We start from the raw sequence: 18,467 nt of genomic DNA, 5'->3' as shown, positions 1-18,467 counted from the left end.
TCTGAACGCATCGCGAAGTCAAGCAACGGAAACGCGCGTTTTTTTGGACGCACGGATTAAGTCTGAGCATTTGCGTAGTTCAGTGAAACGTCCAAGAGATGCTTGGTGTAGGCCGAGTCCGGTTCCATGCTGCGCATTTTTTCGACGCTCAGGATTTCGACGATTTCCCCGTCGCGCATGACAGCCACGCTGTCGCACATATGACCAACAACTGACAGATCGTGGGACACCATAACAAATGTCAGCTTGTGTTCGGCGCGCAGATCGCTCAGGAGATTGAGAATTTCAGCCTGAACAGATACGTCCAACGCGGATGTCGGCTCATCCAGCAATAGGATTTCGGGTTCGGGGGCCAAGGCTCGGGCAATCGCCACACGCTGCCGCTGTCCACCGGATAGCTGGTGCGGATAACGAAACCGGAAGGCACGGCCCAGCCCTACATCGTCAAGCAGGTTGTTGACCCGAGTGTCAATGTCCTGAAACCCGTGCAAATGCAGCGTTTCTGATAAAACATGGTCCACTGAATGGCGCGGATGCAGCGACGCGTAAGGGTCCTGGAACACCATCTGTACAAGCTTGTAGAACTCGCGCCCCCGTTTATGCGCAACATGCGTGCCGTCAATTTTGATCTCACCAGACCATGTGGGCACAAGCCCCGTGATCGCGCGCAGGATGGTCGACTTGCCCGAGCCGGATTCACCCACAAGACCGAAGCTGCCGCCGCTGGGCACATCAAATGATGCCGCTTTGACGGCGTCAACGCGGTCTCGATCCTCGCCAAACCAGACATTCAGGTTTCTGACAGAAAGAGACTTCATAGCAAACCACTTACACTGGGTTGTTGGCGCCACTCAGGGTCGCGCACCAGCGCCTCAAGGCGGGTCTTGGGTGCATCAAGTCGCGGCAAAGAGTTCAGCAATCCCTGAGTATAGGGATGCGATGCGTCGTGTAGCTTGTCGGCATCGCAAACCTCGACGATCCGTCCGGCATACATAATCAGCACACGGTCACAGAATTCGGCCACAAGGTTCAGGTCATGGCTGATGAATATCAGACCCATGCCCCGGTCCTGCACGAGTCGATCCATGATGTTGAGCACCTGCCCCTGCACGGAAACGTCCAAGGCCGAAGTGGGTTCATCGGCAATAAGAATCTCCGGATTGGGGATCATCATCATCGCGATCATGATCCGTTGGCCCATGCCACCGGAAACTTCGTGGGGATAGGCTCGCATGACGCGCTCGGGATCGCGTATTGAAACCGCCTCCAGCATTTCAATCGCCCTTGCGTGGGCAGTGCGATGGGAAGCCTTTTCGTGCAGCCGATAGGCTTCGATGATCTGATCGCCCACAGTCATCACCGGATTCAGTGAGAATTTCGGGTCCTGCATGACCATCGAAATGCGCGAGCCCCGGACCGAGCGCATCTCCTTTTCGGAAGCATCCAACAGCGGTTGCCCTTGCAAGTCGATGCGCTTGGCCTCAATCCAGCCCGGCGGGCGGATGAGTTTCAGGATCGCCCGGCCGGTCATCGACTTGCCCGAGCCGGACTCGCCGACAATTCCAAGCCTCTCGCGCCCAAGCGAAAACGATATGCCCCGGACCGCGTCGAATACGCCGGTATTGGTCGGAAACTTGACCCAAAGGTCCTCGACATCGAGAAGGTTCATGATGCGCCGTCCTTTGGGTCGAGCACGTCGCGCAGCCCGTCACCGAGCAAGTTGAACGCGAGCGAGACGGTAAAAATGGCCAAGCCAGGGATCGTGGCAACCCACCAATGGTCCAGCAGGAAGCGCCGGCCTTCAGAGATCATGGCCCCCCATTCCGGTGAGGGGGGTTGCGCCCCTAGTCCCAGAAAACCAAGGCCCGCCGCAGTCAGGATGATGCCTGCCATATCAAGCGTCACCCGAACGATCAGCGAGGAAATGCAAAGTGGCCAGATATGACGGGTGATTATCCTGACGGGTCCCGCCCCCTGCAAACGGATTGCACTGATGAAATCAGAGGACCGGATTGTTAGTGTCTCCGCTCGCGCAAGTCGGGCATAGGGCGGCCATGCAGTAAGTGAAATCGCCAAAACAGCATTTTCGATCCCTGCGCCAAGGGCCGCAACAAAGGCCAGCGCCAGCACGAGCTTGGGGAAGGCCAGGAAAATGTCGGTGATCCGCATCAGGATCGTATCTGTCCATCCGCCCGCATAGCCCGCGATTGTTCCCACCATCAACCCGGCAACGGGGGCGATCAGGGCGACAAGGGTCACGATGTATAACGTGATCCGCGAGCCGTAGATCAGGCGGCTCAGAATATCCCGGCCAAGAGAATCTGTACCCAACAGATGCCCTTCGCTGCCGATTGGCAAAAGACGATCAGACAGCACCTGGGCGTAAGGATCATAGGGGGCCAGCCATGGTGCAAATGCTGCAACAAAGCCCAGCAGAACCAGAATAGCAAGTCCGAACATGGCCATGTGATTGGATCGCAGCCGCAGCCAGCTCTTGTAGGCAGAGGCGAGTTTTGCGTGGCGGCGCGATGTGGGCGTATCTGTTAACAGCCAGTCGCGCAGGGTCTCTTTGCGTCTTGAATTTGTGGTTTCCGTGGTCATCGCGCCCTCGGGTCAAGGACCTTGTAGAGAAGGTCGCAGAAAATGTTGAGAAGGATGAAAACCAATCCAACAACCACGGTACCCCCAAGAACGGCATTCATGTCGGCCGACAACAGGGCAGTGGTGATGTAAGATCCGATGCCGGGCCATGAAAATATGATTTCAGTCAGCACGGACCCTTCCAACAGGTTGGCATAGCTTAGGGCGAACACGGTGATTAGCTGCACGCGGATGTTGCGAAACGCATGCTGCCAGATCACTGCGCGTTCCGACATGCCCTTAACCCGTGCGGTCACGATGTATTCCGCTGAAAGCTGTTCCAGCATAAAGCTGCGGGTCATTCGGCTGATATAGGCCAAGGAGTAATACCCCAAGATCGATGCCGGCAGTATGATGTGACTGAAAGCATCCCGGAACACCGTCCAGTTGCCATCAATTGCCGCGTCGACAAGCATCATGCCTGTAACGGTTGGCACCATTCCGTCGTAAAAGATGGAAATGCGTCCGGGGCCGGCGACCCATCCCAAGATACCGTAGAAGACCAGCAGCCCCATCAGGCCCATCCAGAACACCGGCATGGAATACCCAACCAGCGCAACGACCCGGGCAATCTGGTCAATCCACGATCCACGGTGAACGGCGGCCATGACACCCAGAGGTACGCCTGCAAAAATCCCGATCAACGTTCCTAGCGTCGCCAGTTCGAAAGTTGCCGGAAAGACGCGCGCGATATCCTCACTGACGGGCCGGGCCGTCAGAAGCGATTCACCAAAATCGCCGTGCAATACGTCCCAAATGTAATACCCGAACTGAACAAGAAGGGGCTTGTCCAGTCCCATCGCCTCGTACGCCGCATCATAGGTTTCCTGCGACGCGCGTTCGCCAACCACGGCCAGAACAGGATCAATTGGCATCACGCGGCCAATGATGAAGGTAACAAACAACAGCCCCAGCATGGTGACTGCAACGGAGGCAAGCGTTGTGATTGTCGTATTTACCCAACGCGGAAAGGGCGGTTTGATCCGCCCCTTCCGTTGCTTTTCAACCAGCGCCATTTACTTGGTAACCGGCCAGTACGAAATCGCCGTGATAGCGCCGCCAAGGCTCAGGCCTTCGACGTCCTCATTCATTCCAGCCTGTTCTGTTTGCTGGAACATGATTGCGAATGGTGCGGTTTCCCGGAACGTAGCTTGAATGTCGTGATACATCTTTTCACGTTTCGATGTATCACCTTCAACCACGGCTGCGGCGGTTTGCTCGGTCAGACCACCGGTATCCCAGCTGTTGCGCCAGGCCAGAAGCCCTGTTGCATTCGCTTCGTCCGAGTTATCGGGGTTATAGGCAAAAGTACCGGCATTGGTTTGCGGGTCAGGATAATCCGGACCCCATGCCCCAAGGTAGATGTCAAGTTCGCGCGCGCGGTACTTTGCCAGGACCTGTTTTCCTGTTCCAACCTCAAGGTTTACCTTGATACCAGCCTGCGCGAAGGTGTTCTGCAGTGACTGCGCGATCTCAAGCCGTTCCTGCGCCTCACGCACACCAATGGTGACTTCGAGGTTTTCCACACCGGCAGAGGCCAGCAATTCCTTGGCCTTTTCAACATTTAGCGAGAACGGGTTTTCATCCACGGCACCAAGATAGGTGCGCGGCAGGAAGTTCTGATGCGTTACGTACCAATTTTTTAGAAAGCTGTTTTCCATCCCTTCATAGTCGATCAGGTATTTCAAGGCCTGACGAACCTCGGGTTTCGACAGTTCCGGATGCTTTTGGTTGAACGAGACATACATCAGGCGCCCGCGCATCTCGCGCATGATCTTAACGCCTTCGACACCCTCAAGACCATCAACATCAGAAGGGGTCAGGTCCCGTGCCACGTCGATATCACCACGTTCCAGCATCAGGCGCTGGGTCGCGCTTTCCTGTACGTGGCGAACCACCACACGTTCCATCGCCGGAGCGCCCAGATAAAAATCGGGGTTGGCGTTCAGCATGACGCTTTCCTTGGGTTGCCAAGCGCCCAGAACATAGGCGCCCGATCCGGCCGAGTTGGTCTTGAGCCACTCATTTCCGAGGTCACCGTCCTTTTCGTTCTCCATCACCAGTTTTTCATCCACGATACTGCCCAGGGTGGCTGTCAGGCAGTTCAGAACAAACGAAATCGCGTAAGGCTTGTCCGTCGTGATCGAAACTGTGTTGCCGTCAACCTTGATAGTTTCATTGATATTTTCAGGCGTAAACCCGAATTGGGTCAGGATGAACGCCGGCGTCTTGTTCAACTGGATCACGCGACGCAGCGAGAATGCTGCATCCTCGGCGCGCACGGGGTTGCCTGAGGCAAAGGTGACGCCTTCACGCATGGTAAAGGTGATTGTCTTGCCGTCCTCTGAGACATCCCAGCTTTCCGCAAGGTCCGGCTGATATCCGGCCTCAAGGTTGGCCGGGTCAAAATTTACCAGCTTGCCATACATATTGCGGATAACGTCCGCACCGGCGAATTCAAAGCTTTCGGCCGGGTCAAGCGTGGTAATATCGTCAATACGGTTTGCGATCACCAATATGTTGTCCGGTGTTTCCGCCGTTGCGGGCAGGGCGGTGAACCCCACTGCCACACCCAGTGCGGCTGACGTCAAAAGCTTGGAGAGATAGGTCATAGGTAGAATCTCCTGTTGGTGTTTTCATTCATTTTTTTGGCTTCGGCTGCATTATTGTTCATTCCAACTGGACCGCAGCACCCTGACCCAGTTGCGATTACAGATTTTTTCGATGAGCTGTTCATCATACCCGTGCGCGCGCATGGCTTTGCGCAGGTTCGGCAAGCCTGAGACGTCCTTAATCCCTTTCGGGACTTTTGCCCCGTCGAAATCGGACCCCAGCCCAACGCGATCTTCCCCCAGTTTGTTCAATAGATGGTCGAGATGGCGGATCATCGTCTCAAGCGGTGTATTCTCATCCATGCGCCCATCTTCGCGCAGGAAGGCGGTGGCAAAGTTCAAGCCAACCATGCCGTCCGTCTCGGCAATCGCAGCCAGCTGTTTATCAGTGAGGTTGCGGGCCGAGGCTGTCACCGCGTTTGCGTTCGAATGCGTGGCGACCAACGGTTTGGTGCTGTGGCGGGCGACATCCCAGAACCCGGCTTCGTTCAAGTGGGACAGGTCGATCATGATGCCCAGTTCATTGCAGCGCCGAACCAGTCGCAGGCCGTGATCAGTCAGGCCGGGTCCCGTGTCACCGTCCGAGGGAAAGCGGAATGGAACACCGTGACCAAAAATCGTCGGGCGGCTCCAAACGAGGCCAAGCGACCGCAGCCCGGCAGCATAAAGCACGTGCAGCGTCTCAAACTCGGGGTCGATGGCTTCAGCGCCTTCCATGTGAAGGATCGCGGCGATCTTGCCTTCAGCCATAGCTGTTTCTATGTCGCCGGATGTGCGCGCAATGCGCAGAAGGCCGTCTTCCTCAAGTTTCAGCAGGATGGCCGCCTGTGACAGCGCAACAGGCACCGCGTCTTCCCAACTGATCGGATCGGGTAGGGGCACGTCATAAGGCGGATTCTGCATCTTTTCCTCATCCCGCTCTTCCGCCATGGGAGAAGGGACAAACACGGCGAAAAACCCGCCTGCGAACCCGCCACTTTTCGCTTTGGCAATGTCCAGGTGACCATCGCTTCCGGTTTCAAACACCCCGCGCGCCGAAAGGCCACCAGAGCGGAACAGCTTTAACAGCAGATCGTTGTGACCGTCGAAAATCAGGGGGCGTGTCATATCCAACGCAGTGGTTGGTCGCACACTAGACGTCTTGGTATTCATGAGAAGCAGGCTACCAGCGAAAAAGGAATAGACAATCCGGAATTGTATTCCATAATCTCATAGACCTATCAGTTAAGCTGTATCGATCTCAGGTAACACCTCTTTGGCGCGTAAATCTTGGCACAGCCTGCCCGAGTATCAGGCGCTCAGGGCATTTATGGAAACCGGCACCGCATCTGCGGCCGGTACGCGGCTTGGCCTGTCGCAATCGGCCATCAGCCGATCCATCGCCAATCTGGAATCGCGCACCGGGCGTATTCTGTTTGAGCGCGATGGCGGCCGCCTGCGCCCCACTGCAGAGGCGATTCAGCTCAACCGGCGGCTTGACCCACTGTTCGAAGCCCTCGACCGCATTGACGGACCGTCTGAAATCACGCGCGAAACCCTGTCACTGATTGCGCCGCCCAGCTATATGCAAAAGTACCTGGTGGAACTGAGCGCAAGCTTTATCAAGGCAAACCCAACTTTCAGTATGAATTTGCTGGTGGGCACCCACGATGACATTCCACGGCACTTGCTTCAGCATAGCTGTGATCTTGCCCTGATTGGCGATGAGATGTCGCGCTCAGGCTTGCGAACGACACTTTTCAGGCGATCTCCCGCGGTTTGCGCATTGCCTAAGGATCACCATCTGGCACAAAGGGATTTGATTGAGCCGGCTGACCTTGTTGGCGAAAAGCTGATAGCCCTGACCCGCAACAACGTTAGCCGCGGCAAGATTGATCAGATCCTCGCCGAAGCCAATATCCACGAACCGCCTGTTTTCGAAGTTGATTCATGGCAACTTGCCACCGAACTCGTGCGGGCCGGAGTTGGCATTGCGATCATAAACCCATTTCCGTCGGCACTTTACCCCGGTGAAAACCTCGTGTTTCGAAGACTTGCCGCACGGATCAGGTTCACGACGGCCTTTATCTCAAGCGAGAACCGCCCGCTGTCGCGCGTTGGCAGGTCTTTCCTGCGGCATGTCAGGTTGAACACATGCAATGACGGCTTCTCCGAAGCCCACTGATTCCCGCAGTGTTTCAGCACGCAAATGCGTGAAACCTAGAGCCCTCACGGGCAGGACATCTGTAACACATCCACCGGTCTTTCAGAGGTTCTTCAGTTTTTCGGCTGCGCTATGCAGGGCGCTTGCTTCGGAATTCGCGCTGCGCAGCATAAAGGCGTGTTCGGATGCCATGAAAAACATCGTTACCCCCATGTCCAGCAGCTCTGGGGCGGCGTCCGCACTGGCCGCAAATGTCATGAACGCCTTTCCCGCTTTTGCGGCGGCTGTTCCGGTGGCTCGCATCGCGTCAAGCACTTTCGGGTCAGACATATCGGTCTTGCCGTAACAGACTGCCAGATCAGCGGGTCCCACGAACAGCCCGTCAATCCCGTCGACCGATGCGATGTCACCAGCTTCTTCGACACCCGCCGGTTCCTCGATCTGGGCTATGACGATGGTTTCATCCACGCTTTGTTGCAACACGTCCTTCATGGGACGGGTCGCGAAACCTGCCCATCGGGTTGAGCCGGCATAGCCACGCCCACCTTCCCCAAAGCGCGCCGAACGAGCGATGTCGCGCGCCTTTTCTACACTGTCCACATGCGGTACGACGACACCAACTGCGCCGCTGTCGAGCGCCTTGAGCACCTCCACCGGGGTGCCAGTTGGCAGGCGGACCAGAACGGGGAAATTTAATGCGCGAGCCATGGCAACGCAGATGTCCATCCGGGCCCGGTCAAACGGAGCGTGCTCGGCATCGAGGCAGACAAAATCGAGCTTCGATTTCGCCAGAACTTCTATCAGTTCATATGCCGGGGTTTTGAGAAAAGTTCCGATCAGGACCTCACCCGAGGCCATGCGCTGTTTGAATGTGTTCATGAATAGGTTCGCTTTTTTACATTGGGTTCCAGCCGAGCTGAGGCAAGTGAGACGCAAAGGAAGCCAGACCTTTTCTTCTACTTTTTACCGTCATCGACAAGCCGGGTTATGGCATCACTTGCGCGTTTCGCCAATGCCTGGATGGGTAGGGGGGTCGCGAAGAAGAGATTGCGTTCTCAATCCACCGGAACGGCCCGTTGGCGACAAAAAAGGAAGAGGTGCGGCCGGCCGCGCAAAACGCAGGATTGGTAAAAAAACGGCGCTGCAAGTCAGCACGACCCTGGTGCAAAGCAATCCTTAAGCGGATCTGCCGTTGCCAGAAGTCGCGCTGCAGGTGGTGTGTTTGTTTCAGGGAGAACCCCGCGTGACTCGGTCTGAAAATAAAATGACGTCAGAGATTTGTGGCATTTTCACCCGCATAAATCTGACGCCATTTGGTACCGGTGCGCTCGCCCCGCAGGTCATGCAGGGCGAGAGGTTACTTATTCAGCGGGAACGATATCCGAGTGGGTGTTCTCCACGTGATGTTTGTCGCGAACCGGACGCACCATCGCGTTGGCAAAGAACGCGATAACCAGCAACGTCGCCATGCAGTACATGGTCGTGTTGTATAGCGTCGCCGTCGGGTCGGTTGTACCTGCGGGCGCGATTTCCATCAGTTTTGCGATCGTGACCGTGTTGGCGGCAACCAGCTCGTTCAACTGCGCAATCGGTGCGCCAAACTTCTCAGCAAAGGCCGCAGGATCAATTTTAGCGGCAAGGTCCGCAATCGCGTTTTCTTTGGACAGGTTCCGCAGGTAGGTGATTGCGAACGGACCCAGCACGCCAGCCGCTGACCAAGCCGTCAGAAGGCGTCCGTGAATTCCGCCAACATGCATCGTTCCGAAGATATCTGCCAGGTAGGCTGGAATGGTGGCAAAGCCGCCGCCGTACATCGTGAAGATGATCATTGTCGCGATATAGAAGCCGATCAACGCCGTTATTCCGCCGGATGCCGCCCAGAACGGGATGGTGCAGTACAGGATTGTCCCAAGAACAAAGAAGCAGTGATAGGTGTTCTTGCGACCGATGTAGTCCGAGGTCGACGCCCAGAAGAACCGTCCGACCATGTTAAAGACCGAAATCATCAGAACGTAGGTTCCGGCAAAGGCGGCCGTTACAAGCGCGAGATCACCAAAAATCTCGTTGATCATTGTCTTGGCCACACCGATCACGCCAATCCCTGCGGTCACGTTAAAGCACAGCACAACCCACAGCAGCCAGAACTGAGGTGTCTTCATTGCTTGGTCGATATGCACGTGGTTCTGCGTCACCATGCGTTTCGCAGACGGTTTTGGCTCCCACCCTGCGGGCTTCCAGCCTTCGCGGGGAACGCGGTACTGAAAGGCGGCGAACATCATCACGATGAAATAGACAATTCCGAGTGTCAGGAATGTTGCGGCCGCACCAGTGTTGCCAGTGCCGACCACATACACTCCGGCCTCACCGCCGAACTGAGCGGCCTGTTGGGCCGAGGCGACGACAACCTCAATTTTCCCGGCTGCCGTTTCGGCAAAACGACGACCGCTTTCAGTGATGAGGTTTACCGTGTTTTCTGCACCCAGATATTCGGGGGCTTTCTGAAACGTCGACAAAAGCCATTGGTTCAAGGGGGCGCCAATCATGGCACCTCCGCCGAAACCCATAATGGCCATTCCGGTTGCCATGCCCCTGCGGTCAGGGAACCACCGGATCAGGGTTGATACGGGCGAGACATAGCCAAGGCCCAGCCCCGCGCCGCCAAAGACGCCGTAACCTAGGTACAAAAGCCACAGCTGATGGGTTGCGATTCCAATCGAGCCAATGACAAAGCCGCCTCCCCACAGGATTGCAGCAACAACTCCGACATAGCGGGGTCCGACCTTTTCAAGCCATTTGCCGCCAACAGCAGCCGTAAGGCCCAGAACCACGATCGCGACGGAAAAGATCCAAACGACTGATGACAGCGACCAGTCACTGCCTGACGAGGCAACGACACCCAGCTGGCGTGTAAGAGGCGGGTTAAAAACGGACCACGCGTAGACCGATCCGATGCAAAGATGGATGGCAATTGAAGCCGGTGGCACCCGCCATCGGTTGTAACCTTCTGGCGCGACGATGTTTTCCTTGCGCAGAAACCCTAGAGATCCGGCTGCTGAGTTTGTCATTACTTCTCCTCCGAAATGCGGGACGCCTCCATCCCTGAAACGGCTGCACCCGTGTCGTTTGGTCTACGACGGTAGACAGCGCGCTCTTGCCGATTGATCATTGAGGGAGAAATTGGTCAACAAAAAATATCGTTACTTAACAATAGGTTACTAAGAATTCGCCGCACTGCAGAAGGGTCAAAATGTCCATTTACACGCCGCTCACCTGTGACTGACGGGACAAATTGTCCAGTTTGAATAGCGGTGCAATAGACGGTTAGGACGAAATGTCTCCGGCGGGGCACCATACAAAAAAAGTTGTCCCCTGGCCTTCACGGCTTTCCACAGTGATAAATCCGCCCGCGCGTGTAATCAGGGTTTGGCTGATCGACAACCCTAAGCCGGTGCCTTCTGCATGTCTGCTTGTAAAAAACGGGTCGAAGATCTTGTCCAATTTGTCAGGCGCAATGCCTTTTCCAGTGTCGGATACCGAAATCTCACTACCGGCTAGACCATCCTGGTCCGCGGGTCGCGACATGATCGTCAGCGTTCCCGTGTCGTTCATTGCTTGTGTCGCGTTGATGATCAGGTTTACCAAAACCTGCTGCAATTCGGTTTCCACGATCCGAATCGAAGGTGCTGGTTCATGGCTCTGAGTGACCTGAATTCCGTGTTTGCGCAGATCGGCGGACACCAGAACAAGCGCATCCTCTACGGCACCTTTTGGATCGACCAGAGTTGCAATGTCCGACATTTCTCCGGGTCGTGTGAAATTCAGCAACTTACCCACAATTATGTTGATCCGGTAGGTTTGATCATCAATCAAATCCAGTTCGGTTTTTAGCGCGGCTTGGTCCTGCGGGTTCAGGCTGGCCCTCAGAATTTCCAGGTTGCCCTGGATCACTGCGACAGGGTTGTTGATCTCGTGCGCGACGCCTGCGGTTATTTCCCCGATAGAGGCCAGCTTCTCCGACATCACCAATTGTGCATAGGTTTCTTCGAGCTTTCGGTTGGCTTCACTCAGTTGTTCAGTGCGCTGTTCCACCAGATCATTCAGATTTTCCGCGTAGTCCCTCAGTGCTTCATCGCGGTCCTGAACCTGGTCAAGCAAGCGATCCAGATGGCGTGCAACCGCACCGATCTCATCCTTGGCCTCTACAACACCGATGCGCGCGTTCAGGGCGCCTTGTTCAGCGCGCTCCATCGTGGCGGTAATCTTTTCGAGCGGAGCAAAAACGCCTTGCGCAAGCCGCAGAAATATCGGTACCGACAACCCAATCACAGCAAAAAACGCCAGAACCAAAGTAATGATTGTGGTGTTGCGCTGCATCTTGAACGGTTCTTCCAGAAAACCGGTGTACAGCATACCAATGCGTTGCCCGGTCACATCGGACAATGGCACGTAGCCCGAGATGTACCAGTCGTTCACCACAAAAGCCCGATCCAGCCACGGATGCCCGTCGCCCATGACCTGACGCCAGACAACCTCGGAAACTCGTGTTCCCAAAGCGCGGGTTTCGGCAAACAAACGGACATTGGTTGTTATGCGGACATCATCCAGAAACAGGGTTGTGGTGCCGGTACGTGTGTCTTGACCCGCGTCCGCGCGGTAAATAAGGGCATTCATCCTGTCGATAACCGATAAATTGCGGTTCAACAGAAGCCCGCCAATCAACAGGTCTTGCGCGACCGCATCACGATGCGTGGCCAAGAGAACCATGCCTCGGGTTTCCACAGAACGCTCAATACTCCGGGCGGCTTCTGTCTGCACCAACGGCAGGCTTGCTTGGTTTGCCAGATCTTTTGAAATGCTGTCTAAGTCCTGCGCACTCAACACCGCCAATCCGGCGCCTGTGGCTCCTCCTGATGCAGCAATCGCAGCGTTTCGCAGGTTGGCTGGCAGTGCGGCGTCATCGGATTGAATAAAAAGCAGAAAGTCCAAACCCATCGCGGCCTGCTCTTTTGCAAGAAACCTTCTGAAATGGTCACCACCAGCCGCACGGGCTTCGGCAAACCGAACCGATTGCGCAAGTGCGGCGACTTCGGCGGCTTGCGTTGCTTCTATCCGGCCAAAATACTGCTCAGCTACGCGCAAGTCACTGGCGACCTTTGCCAACAAAAGCTGATCATACTTGTCGATCCAACGCACCATTGTCACGCCAAGAAGAAGAGGCAACAAAACGACCAAAGGCAATAAGGCCAGTAAAAGCAGCCGTAGCCGCACTGATCGCATTGGCTTCAAAGCCCCCAGGCCTGGCATTTCCGGTCAATCGTTTTGCGCGCAACCCCCAGGCGGCGGGCGGCCTCGGCCCGATTTCCGTCGCAGGCATCCAGCGTTTCAAGGATATGGCGTTGTTCGACGGCAGCTAGGCTTTCAATCTCATCCGTGGCAGCGATTTTGCCCAAGACAGGATCGTAGCCCCCATTGATCAGCGCACGCTCTACTGTATTTCGTAGCTCCATCACGTTGCCGGGCCACCGGTATGCCAGCATGCGGCGACGCGTGACTGGCGGCAGGGCTGGTTGCGCCAACCCAAGCCGCGCCGACAGGCTTTCCGCAAAATACTGGATCAACTCGACAATGTCTTCGCCCCGTTCGCGCAATGGCGGCAGGGTAATTTCAATGACGTTCAGCATATAGAACAGGTCTGCGCGGAACCTTTGGTCATTCACCGCCTGTTGCAAGGACTGGGTGCTGGATGAAACGATCTGCACATCCATCGCCACACTGCGCTTTGCCCCGATTGGCCGAAACCGACCGGTCGTCAACAGTTCCACAAGCAGGTTCTGGCAGCCGGACGACAGCATCTCGACGTCTTCGAGATAGAGGATCCCGCCCGCAGCGTCCCTGAGCATGCCGTCCTGTTCCTGCCACTGATCATCCGGGTTTGTTTCGATCCGACCGAAAAGCCTTGTCTGAAGGGTGTCTTCATTCATGCCCTTGCACTGCAGCCAGACAAACGGGTTTTTGGCCCGCGAAGAATTGGAGTGCAACATGCGCGCTGCTATTTGCTTGCCAGACCCAACTTCGCCCCGAATGACGACATGAGAAGACGTCGTTGCGGCCTTTGCTATCGCTGCGCGCACGGCCTTTATTTCGTTCGAAGATCCTAGCAAGGCGTCGCTATTGTGCAGCAGATCCTTGCCTGCTTCTACTTCGTGCCGCAGAACTGCGTTCTGACGCAAAAGCTGGGTGCGGGCCAAGCTGCGGGCAATAGCGTTGAGCAACTGGTTCACACGGAAGGGTTTGAGCAGAAAATCCGAAGCGCCGCCACGGATTGCTGCAATGGCAGTGTCCAGATCCGCAAACGCGGTCATTAAAATGACATCTGAAAAAAGGCCGATGCGACGTTGATCCGCCAGCCATTCAACCCCGTTTTGTTTTGGCATCACATTGTCCAACAAAACAATATCATAGCTGTTGAAATCAAGCAGATCGGCAGCTTCTTCGGTGTTGGACGCGACGTCCACAGCGGCGCAGTGCCCCACGAGCGCTTTTGACAGGAAATTTCGCATCCCGGGTTCATCATCGATCACTAAAACCGAAGCTTTGGAAAGTTCTGCGGTAAAGCTGCCCACCAGATCGTCAGTCGCGCCTGCAGATCGCGCCGCGCGTTTTGATGGATCACTTGCCATATTGATGGTCCGACTCACTTGGCCTTTGAAGATGTTTGGCGGATTGAGCCTGCGCATTCATGTCTCAACTGGTTTGACGGTTTTGCAACGATGCAGAAAGTAGATGCCGCGAGATATGGCCATTTAAGATACAAGATTCAATTACCGGCTTCTGGGACCTGTGCACCGCTGAAGTTTCGGATGCATGGCTAGGTGACGTTTGCAATCACCATTGCGAATTTTCTTTTTCATGCAAAACTGAACGAATATCGGATTTCGAGGTGTGTTCCACGCGAGAATGCAACGTAAACTGCCAAACAGTGCGCAATAGTGACCCGGTTTCAATTTCTGCTTTGTTCTGTAGCCTTTACGCTGCACAAAGCGGTGTGAGAAACGTCCGCAAATCAAAATGGCTTAATCATTCTTCCTGTGGCGACACAAGTCTTTGATATAGGTGCCACGTGGTGTGGCCAAGGATCGGAAGGGTGAAGATCAACCCAAGGAACGCCGGAATCATTGATAACAGCATGGTGATCGAGATGATTGCTGCCCAAGTCAGCATGACGGCTGGGTTTTCAGTGACGGCGCGAATGGAGGTGAGCATTGCGGTAATGAAATCGATTTCCCGGTCCAGCAGCAGGGGCATTGCAACTACAGTCACCGTAAACAAAACGGCGGACAAAAACGCGCCTGAGCAGGTGCCGATTGCAAGGAAGGTCCATCCGGCCGGTGTGAAAAACACGGTATTCAAAAACCCACCAAAATCCGAGAAGGACGCATCTTGCAGGATGATCGCCAACCAAAGCCGAACCTGGTACATCCACACCCAGAAAACGAATAATGTGACAAAAGCCATCCAGCCCAATTCGCGTTTGCGCTGATCTTTCATGACGGTAAGGATGTCGAACCAGCCGAAACTCTCTCCTTTCTGCAACCGACGTGACATTTCATAAAGCCCGGCGGCTGCGAAAGGTGCGACAAGCGGAAAGCCAATTATGGCGGGAATGATCATCCAAATCTTGCCAAGCCAGACAAGGCTCCAAACGAAAAGGATGCCGAAAACCGCGTAGAACAAGCCGAAGAAACCGCTCATCAAGGGACGCGCCATAAAGTCGGAGGCCCCGGCCTTCAGCGACGCGGTGATATCACCCATCGTCACTTTGTTGACCTGAGGTAAGGCCGTTTGTTGGGGAATTGGATTGTCTGGCGGTGTGGAACCCGCAGTCTTGGATGTCATGGCAAACTCCTCCCGAGGCAGGACGCCGAGCGGGATTGTTTGCAAAAGACCCCTATAGTCTAAGAGACACCCATCCTCAGCACCAAGTTTGCCTCATATGAGGGGTAAGGGCAACGAAGGAGTCGTTGAGACCAATCATATCGCTGTTTCCCTGATTGACTGGACCACCCTCTGCACCTTGATATTGGGCAGACATGTGGCTCCGTGCTGGTTCGCCTGTGTCAAACCATAATCTCAAAATGCGTCATGCGCTTTGATCCGAGGGTGCCTCTTCGTTCTTGTTTGCGCTTTCTTCCTGAACCCAATTCTCGGCCTGCAGGACACCGGGTTGTCCAGTGCCGATGACACCCACAACCTGCACTTCACCGGTTTCTGCAGGGGCTTCAACCTGATAGCGACGGATAAGTGCAACCAACGCAACGGACAGGCCAATAGCCGCCAGTAGAAACTGCAATCCCCTGCCGCCAAGCAGCGTAATCGCGTTCGGTCCCAATATTGTTCCAACCAACAGGCCTACGTTTAACAGCAAGACCATCGTGCCGCTGGCGGGAACGATCTGAGACAGCTTTAGCTGATCATTTGCGTGCGCGGTCAGGATGGAATAGGCGGGGTAAAGCCCGATCGCGACAAAGACAAACCCATAGACGATGTTGGATGGCGATGTATCGATAGCCATCCAGAGGCTGGAGATTGCTGTAATGATGCCAAGGCCAATGACCACATATCGCCTGTCGGTGTGATCCGAAATCCACCCGATCGGGTATTGAACAATCGCGCCGGCAATAAGCGCAGCGACCAGCGCACCGGACGCCTGTGCCGCGGTAAACCCCTGTTGCAACGCGTAAAGAGGCAGTGTGATGTAGGATGCCGATACTCCGACGCTGACGATCACAATGCCGATTACCGCAACCGGCGAGACCGTGTAAAGCCGCGTAACGGACATTCGCTCTGGCGCTGTGTAATCCGGTGCTTTGTTGCCCGACAACAGCAGCGGCACGATGGAAAGCGAAATCAGGATTGAGACTAGGCCGAACAGCAGGTTGCCAGTGGGATCGGGAAATCCAACCAGAGCCGTCCCAAGTGCTGGCCCGGCTAGCTGAATGATAAAATAGAGCGATAAGACCTGCGCACGACTGCTGTTGTCGGATTTCGCATTCAGCCAGCTTTCAGTGATGACATACAGGCCGGGATAGCAAAATCCCCCGAGTAGTCGCATGACGCTCCAGCTTACGGCGTCGCTCGTCAGAAGATGAACAATTGCCGCGATAGATACGAGTGACGCAAGCGCAGAGAACGCGCGAATATGGCCGACGTTTTCAACAAGCTTCGGAGCCAGCGCCGTCCCTGCAAGCGCGCCCAGCGGATAGCTGGCTTGCATGATCGAGATCGTGAAATCACTGAATCCCAGGCTTGCCCCGCGAATTGTCAACAACGTCGCCAAAAGGCCGTTGGCGATCATCAGCATGAGCATGCCGAGGAACAAAGCCCAGTTTTCGTTCAGAGCGCGTAACATGCCCAACCGCTATTGCGGGTAAAGCTGCGTGTATATCGTGCCCGCGACATTTAGATGTCGTCTGTCGGACAAAGCCCCGATCATGGGTGGTCACTTGAAAGGTTGCTTCGTTTGTTCACCAACCGTGACGCGCAGTGCATTCTGTCCGCTCCCTGCAGTTTCAACGGCGACCACAGTTTTTTGACTTTGAAAGCCGGGTTGGTTTGGTTGTCAAAAATCGAAGGTGCGCGCCCATACCGGTCAGTTCTCGGCGTCAAATGACACCCCGAAGAGCCGCATCTTTTCGGCCCGTCTGGGGCGTTGTCGTGGGACAGGAACCAAGTGTTCGACGTTACACAATAGATCTATTTCAGTCGAAGTTCAGCAGCGCGCGCGTGGCCTTCCATACCTTCCATCCGGCTGATCCGTGCAGTCCGTTGCGCCAGTTCGTTTGAGGCCTCTGCGTTGCTGCGCTGCCAGGTGACGGTTTTTGTAAACTTATGGACTGACAAACCGCCCGTATAGCGCGCCGCACCGCTGGTCGGTAGGACATGGTTCGGACCCGAGGTTTTGTCGCCAAAAGACACCGTGGTTTCCTGGCCCAGAAATAGCGAGCCATAGGCGCTCAAGCGGTCCAGCCACCAGTCCAGATCCTCAGCTTGCACCTGCAAATGCTCGGGGGCATATTGATCGCTGACTTGGGCTGCTTCTTCGCGGTTGTCACACAGGATGACTTCAGCGCGATCAAACCACGCCTGTCGTGCGGCGGTCTGGTTCGGTTCGGGCAGCTGACTGATCAGGCCTTCAATCCGTGACAAAACCTCTTGCGCCAGATTTCTGCTCGTCGAAACCAGCCACACAGGGCTATCCGCGCCATGTTCCGCCTGACTCACGAGATCCCATGCAACGGTTTCGGCACTGGCGGAGTGGTCGGCAATGATGAGGGAGTCCGTTGGCCCTGCAAACATGTCGATACCAACTGAGCCGAACAGCATACGCTTGGCCTCTGCGACGTACGAATTGCCGGGACCAACCAGAATGTCGGCCGGTTTGGCCCCGAACAGGCCTTGCGCCATCGCAGCGATTGCCTGAACGCCGCCAAGGTTCAGAATCAGGTCGGCACCGGACAGGTCCATCGCGTACACTATAGCGTCGGGAATACCAGTTTCCGGCCGGGTAGGAGATACTGCGGTGATATGCCGAACGCCTGCCACCTTGGCCGTGGTAATGGTCATCAGCGCACTTGCAATATGGCTGTAACGTCCGCCGGGCACGTAACATCCTGCGCTTGAGACCGGAATTTGTTTTTGACCGGCGATCAGACCGGGAATGATTTCGACCTCGCATTCGCCCATGGTTGCCTTTTGTGCCTCGGCAAAACGGTGGATGTTTCCATACGCGAACTGAATATCGTCTTTAATGTCCTTTGGAACACGGGCGCAAGCGGCGCGACGGTCGGCATCAGAGAGAACAATGTCGCCCTGCCAGCCATCCAATTGTTCTGCATACCGCCGAACGGCGTCTTCCCCCTTGCGCTCGATGTTAGTCAGCATCACCGAGACGATATCGCGGATGTCGTTATTTTCCGAAGCTGGCCGGGAATCAGCTTTCTTCAGGTAGGTTATTGCCATTGGATCAACTCATCTCGCTGGTTGCGTGGTCGTGGATGGTCGTGGCCCGCATG

At 55.5% G+C, this 18,467-nt stretch carries 14 protein-coding genes; 1 reads left to right on the top strand and 13 read right to left on the bottom strand.

Translation table 11 applies throughout. The annotated features are described in order from the left end of the window. Positions 1-56: 56 nt before the first annotated feature. The 6 genes from ACXAET_RS17795 to ACXAET_RS17770 are packed head-to-tail and all read right to left on the bottom strand — an operon-like array spanning position 57 to position 6,359. Entirely contained in the window at positions 57-818 is a 762-nt protein-coding gene (locus ACXAET_RS17795; RefSeq protein ID WP_475188084.1) for an ABC transporter ATP-binding protein, read from the bottom strand. Continuing rightward, a complete protein-coding gene (locus tag ACXAET_RS17790) occupies positions 815-1,672 on the bottom strand; it encodes an ABC transporter ATP-binding protein (protein WP_475188449.1) in 858 nt (285 codons plus the stop codon). Before ACXAET_RS17790 ends, ACXAET_RS17795 begins: the two co-directional genes overlap by 4 nt. Further along, positions 1,666-2,601 (bottom strand): ABC transporter permease, encoded by a 936-nt coding sequence (locus tag ACXAET_RS17785; protein ID WP_475188082.1) that lies wholly within the window; start codon positions 2,599-2,601, stop codon positions 1,666-1,668. Before ACXAET_RS17785 ends, ACXAET_RS17790 begins: the two co-directional genes overlap by 7 nt. Further along, positions 2,598-3,656 carry an ABC transporter permease gene (locus tag ACXAET_RS17780; RefSeq protein WP_475188081.1) on the bottom strand — a complete coding sequence of 353 codons (1,059 nt, stop codon included), beginning with the start codon at positions 3,654-3,656 and terminating at the stop codon, positions 2,598-2,600. Before ACXAET_RS17780 ends, ACXAET_RS17785 begins: the two co-directional genes overlap by 4 nt. Next, complete coding sequence (locus ACXAET_RS17775) at positions 3,657-5,252, bottom strand: ABC transporter substrate-binding protein (RefSeq protein ID WP_475188079.1); 1,596 nt, start codon at positions 5,250-5,252, stop codon at positions 3,657-3,659. It abuts the gene before it with no gap. 51 nt (positions 5,253-5,303) lie between these two features. Further along, on the bottom strand, positions 5,304-6,359 hold the full coding sequence (locus tag ACXAET_RS17770; protein WP_475188447.1) for a dipeptidase: 1,056 nt from the start codon (positions 6,357-6,359) through the stop codon (positions 5,304-5,306). Positions 6,360-6,507: 148 nt separating this feature from the next. On the opposite strand from ACXAET_RS17770, the gene ACXAET_RS17765 reads away from it, so the two are divergent. Further along, a complete protein-coding gene (locus ACXAET_RS17765) occupies positions 6,508-7,416 on the top strand; it encodes a LysR family transcriptional regulator (RefSeq protein WP_475188078.1) in 909 nt (302 codons plus the stop codon). An 81-nt stretch (positions 7,417-7,497) separates the two neighbouring features. Here the strand turns inward: ACXAET_RS17765 and ACXAET_RS17760 are convergent, their stop codons facing one another. The 7 genes from ACXAET_RS17760 to hisD form a co-directional block, all read right to left on the bottom strand. Further along, positions 7,498-8,274: an HpcH/HpaI aldolase family protein gene (locus tag ACXAET_RS17760; RefSeq protein ID WP_475188076.1), complete on the bottom strand. Its 777-nt coding sequence runs from the start codon at positions 8,272-8,274 to the stop codon at positions 7,498-7,500. Positions 8,275-8,756: 482 nt separating this feature from the next. Beyond that, the gene (locus ACXAET_RS17755) at positions 8,757-10,460 is read right to left on the bottom strand and encodes an OFA family MFS transporter (protein ID WP_475188074.1); all 1,704 of its coding nucleotides are present in this window, start codon (positions 10,458-10,460) and stop codon (positions 8,757-8,759) included. Between the two features lie 256 nt (positions 10,461-10,716). Next, positions 10,717-12,615 (bottom strand): sensor histidine kinase, encoded by a 1,899-nt coding sequence (locus ACXAET_RS17750; protein WP_475188072.1) that lies wholly within the window; start codon positions 12,613-12,615, stop codon positions 10,717-10,719. A 62-nt stretch (positions 12,616-12,677) separates the two neighbouring features. Continuing rightward, the gene (locus ACXAET_RS17745) at positions 12,678-14,075 is read right to left on the bottom strand and encodes a sigma-54-dependent transcriptional regulator (protein ID WP_475188070.1); all 1,398 of its coding nucleotides are present in this window, start codon (positions 14,073-14,075) and stop codon (positions 12,678-12,680) included. A 397-nt stretch (positions 14,076-14,472) separates the two neighbouring features. After that, entirely contained in the window at positions 14,473-15,291 is an 819-nt protein-coding gene (locus ACXAET_RS17740) for a DUF2189 domain-containing protein (protein ID WP_475188069.1), read from the bottom strand. Positions 15,292-15,535: 244 nt separating this feature from the next. Further along, positions 15,536-16,804, bottom strand: coding sequence for an MFS transporter (locus tag ACXAET_RS17735; RefSeq protein WP_475188068.1), 1,269 nt, complete (start codon positions 16,802-16,804; stop codon positions 15,536-15,538). Between the two features lie 344 nt (positions 16,805-17,148). Beyond that, positions 17,149-18,414, bottom strand: a complete 1,266-nt coding sequence (hisD, locus tag ACXAET_RS17730) for a histidinol dehydrogenase (protein ID WP_475188066.1) — start codon at positions 18,412-18,414, stop codon at positions 17,149-17,151. Positions 18,415-18,467: the final 53 nt, after the last annotated feature.

The sequence above is a fragment of the Ruegeria sp. AWH4_226 genome (assembly GCF_056159225.1).
This window is presented reverse-complemented; position numbering and strand designations above follow the sequence as displayed.

Coding starts and splice junctions, on each gene's coding strand:
- ACXAET_RS17735 (WP_475188068.1), bottom strand. CDS start 16,804: ATGTTACGCGCTCTGAACGAAAACTGGGCTTTGTTCCTCGGCATGCTC.
- hisD (WP_475188066.1), bottom strand. CDS start 18,414: ATGGCAATAACCTACCTGAAGAAAGCTGATTCCCGGCCAGCTTCGGAA.
- ACXAET_RS17745 (WP_475188070.1), bottom strand. CDS start 14,075: ATGGCAAGTGATCCATCAAAACGCGCGGCGCGATCTGCAGGCGCGACT.
- ACXAET_RS17780 (WP_475188081.1), bottom strand. CDS start 3,656: ATGGCGCTGGTTGAAAAGCAACGGAAGGGGCGGATCAAACCGCCCTTT.
- ACXAET_RS17760 (WP_475188076.1), bottom strand. CDS start 8,274: ATGAACACATTCAAACAGCGCATGGCCTCGGGTGAGGTCCTGATCGGA.
- ACXAET_RS17755 (WP_475188074.1), bottom strand. CDS start 10,460: ATGACAAACTCAGCAGCCGGATCTCTAGGGTTTCTGCGCAAGGAAAAC.
- ACXAET_RS17740 (WP_475188069.1), bottom strand. CDS start 15,291: ATGACATCCAAGACTGCGGGTTCCACACCGCCAGACAATCCAATTCCC.
- ACXAET_RS17785 (WP_475188082.1), bottom strand. CDS start 2,601: ATGACCACGGAAACCACAAATTCAAGACGCAAAGAGACCCTGCGCGAC.
- ACXAET_RS17795 (WP_475188084.1), bottom strand. CDS start 818: ATGAAGTCTCTTTCTGTCAGAAACCTGAATGTCTGGTTTGGCGAGGAT.
- ACXAET_RS17770 (WP_475188447.1), bottom strand. CDS start 6,359: ATGACACGCCCCCTGATTTTCGACGGTCACAACGATCTGCTGTTAAAG.
- ACXAET_RS17775 (WP_475188079.1), bottom strand. CDS start 5,252: ATGACCTATCTCTCCAAGCTTTTGACGTCAGCCGCACTGGGTGTGGCA.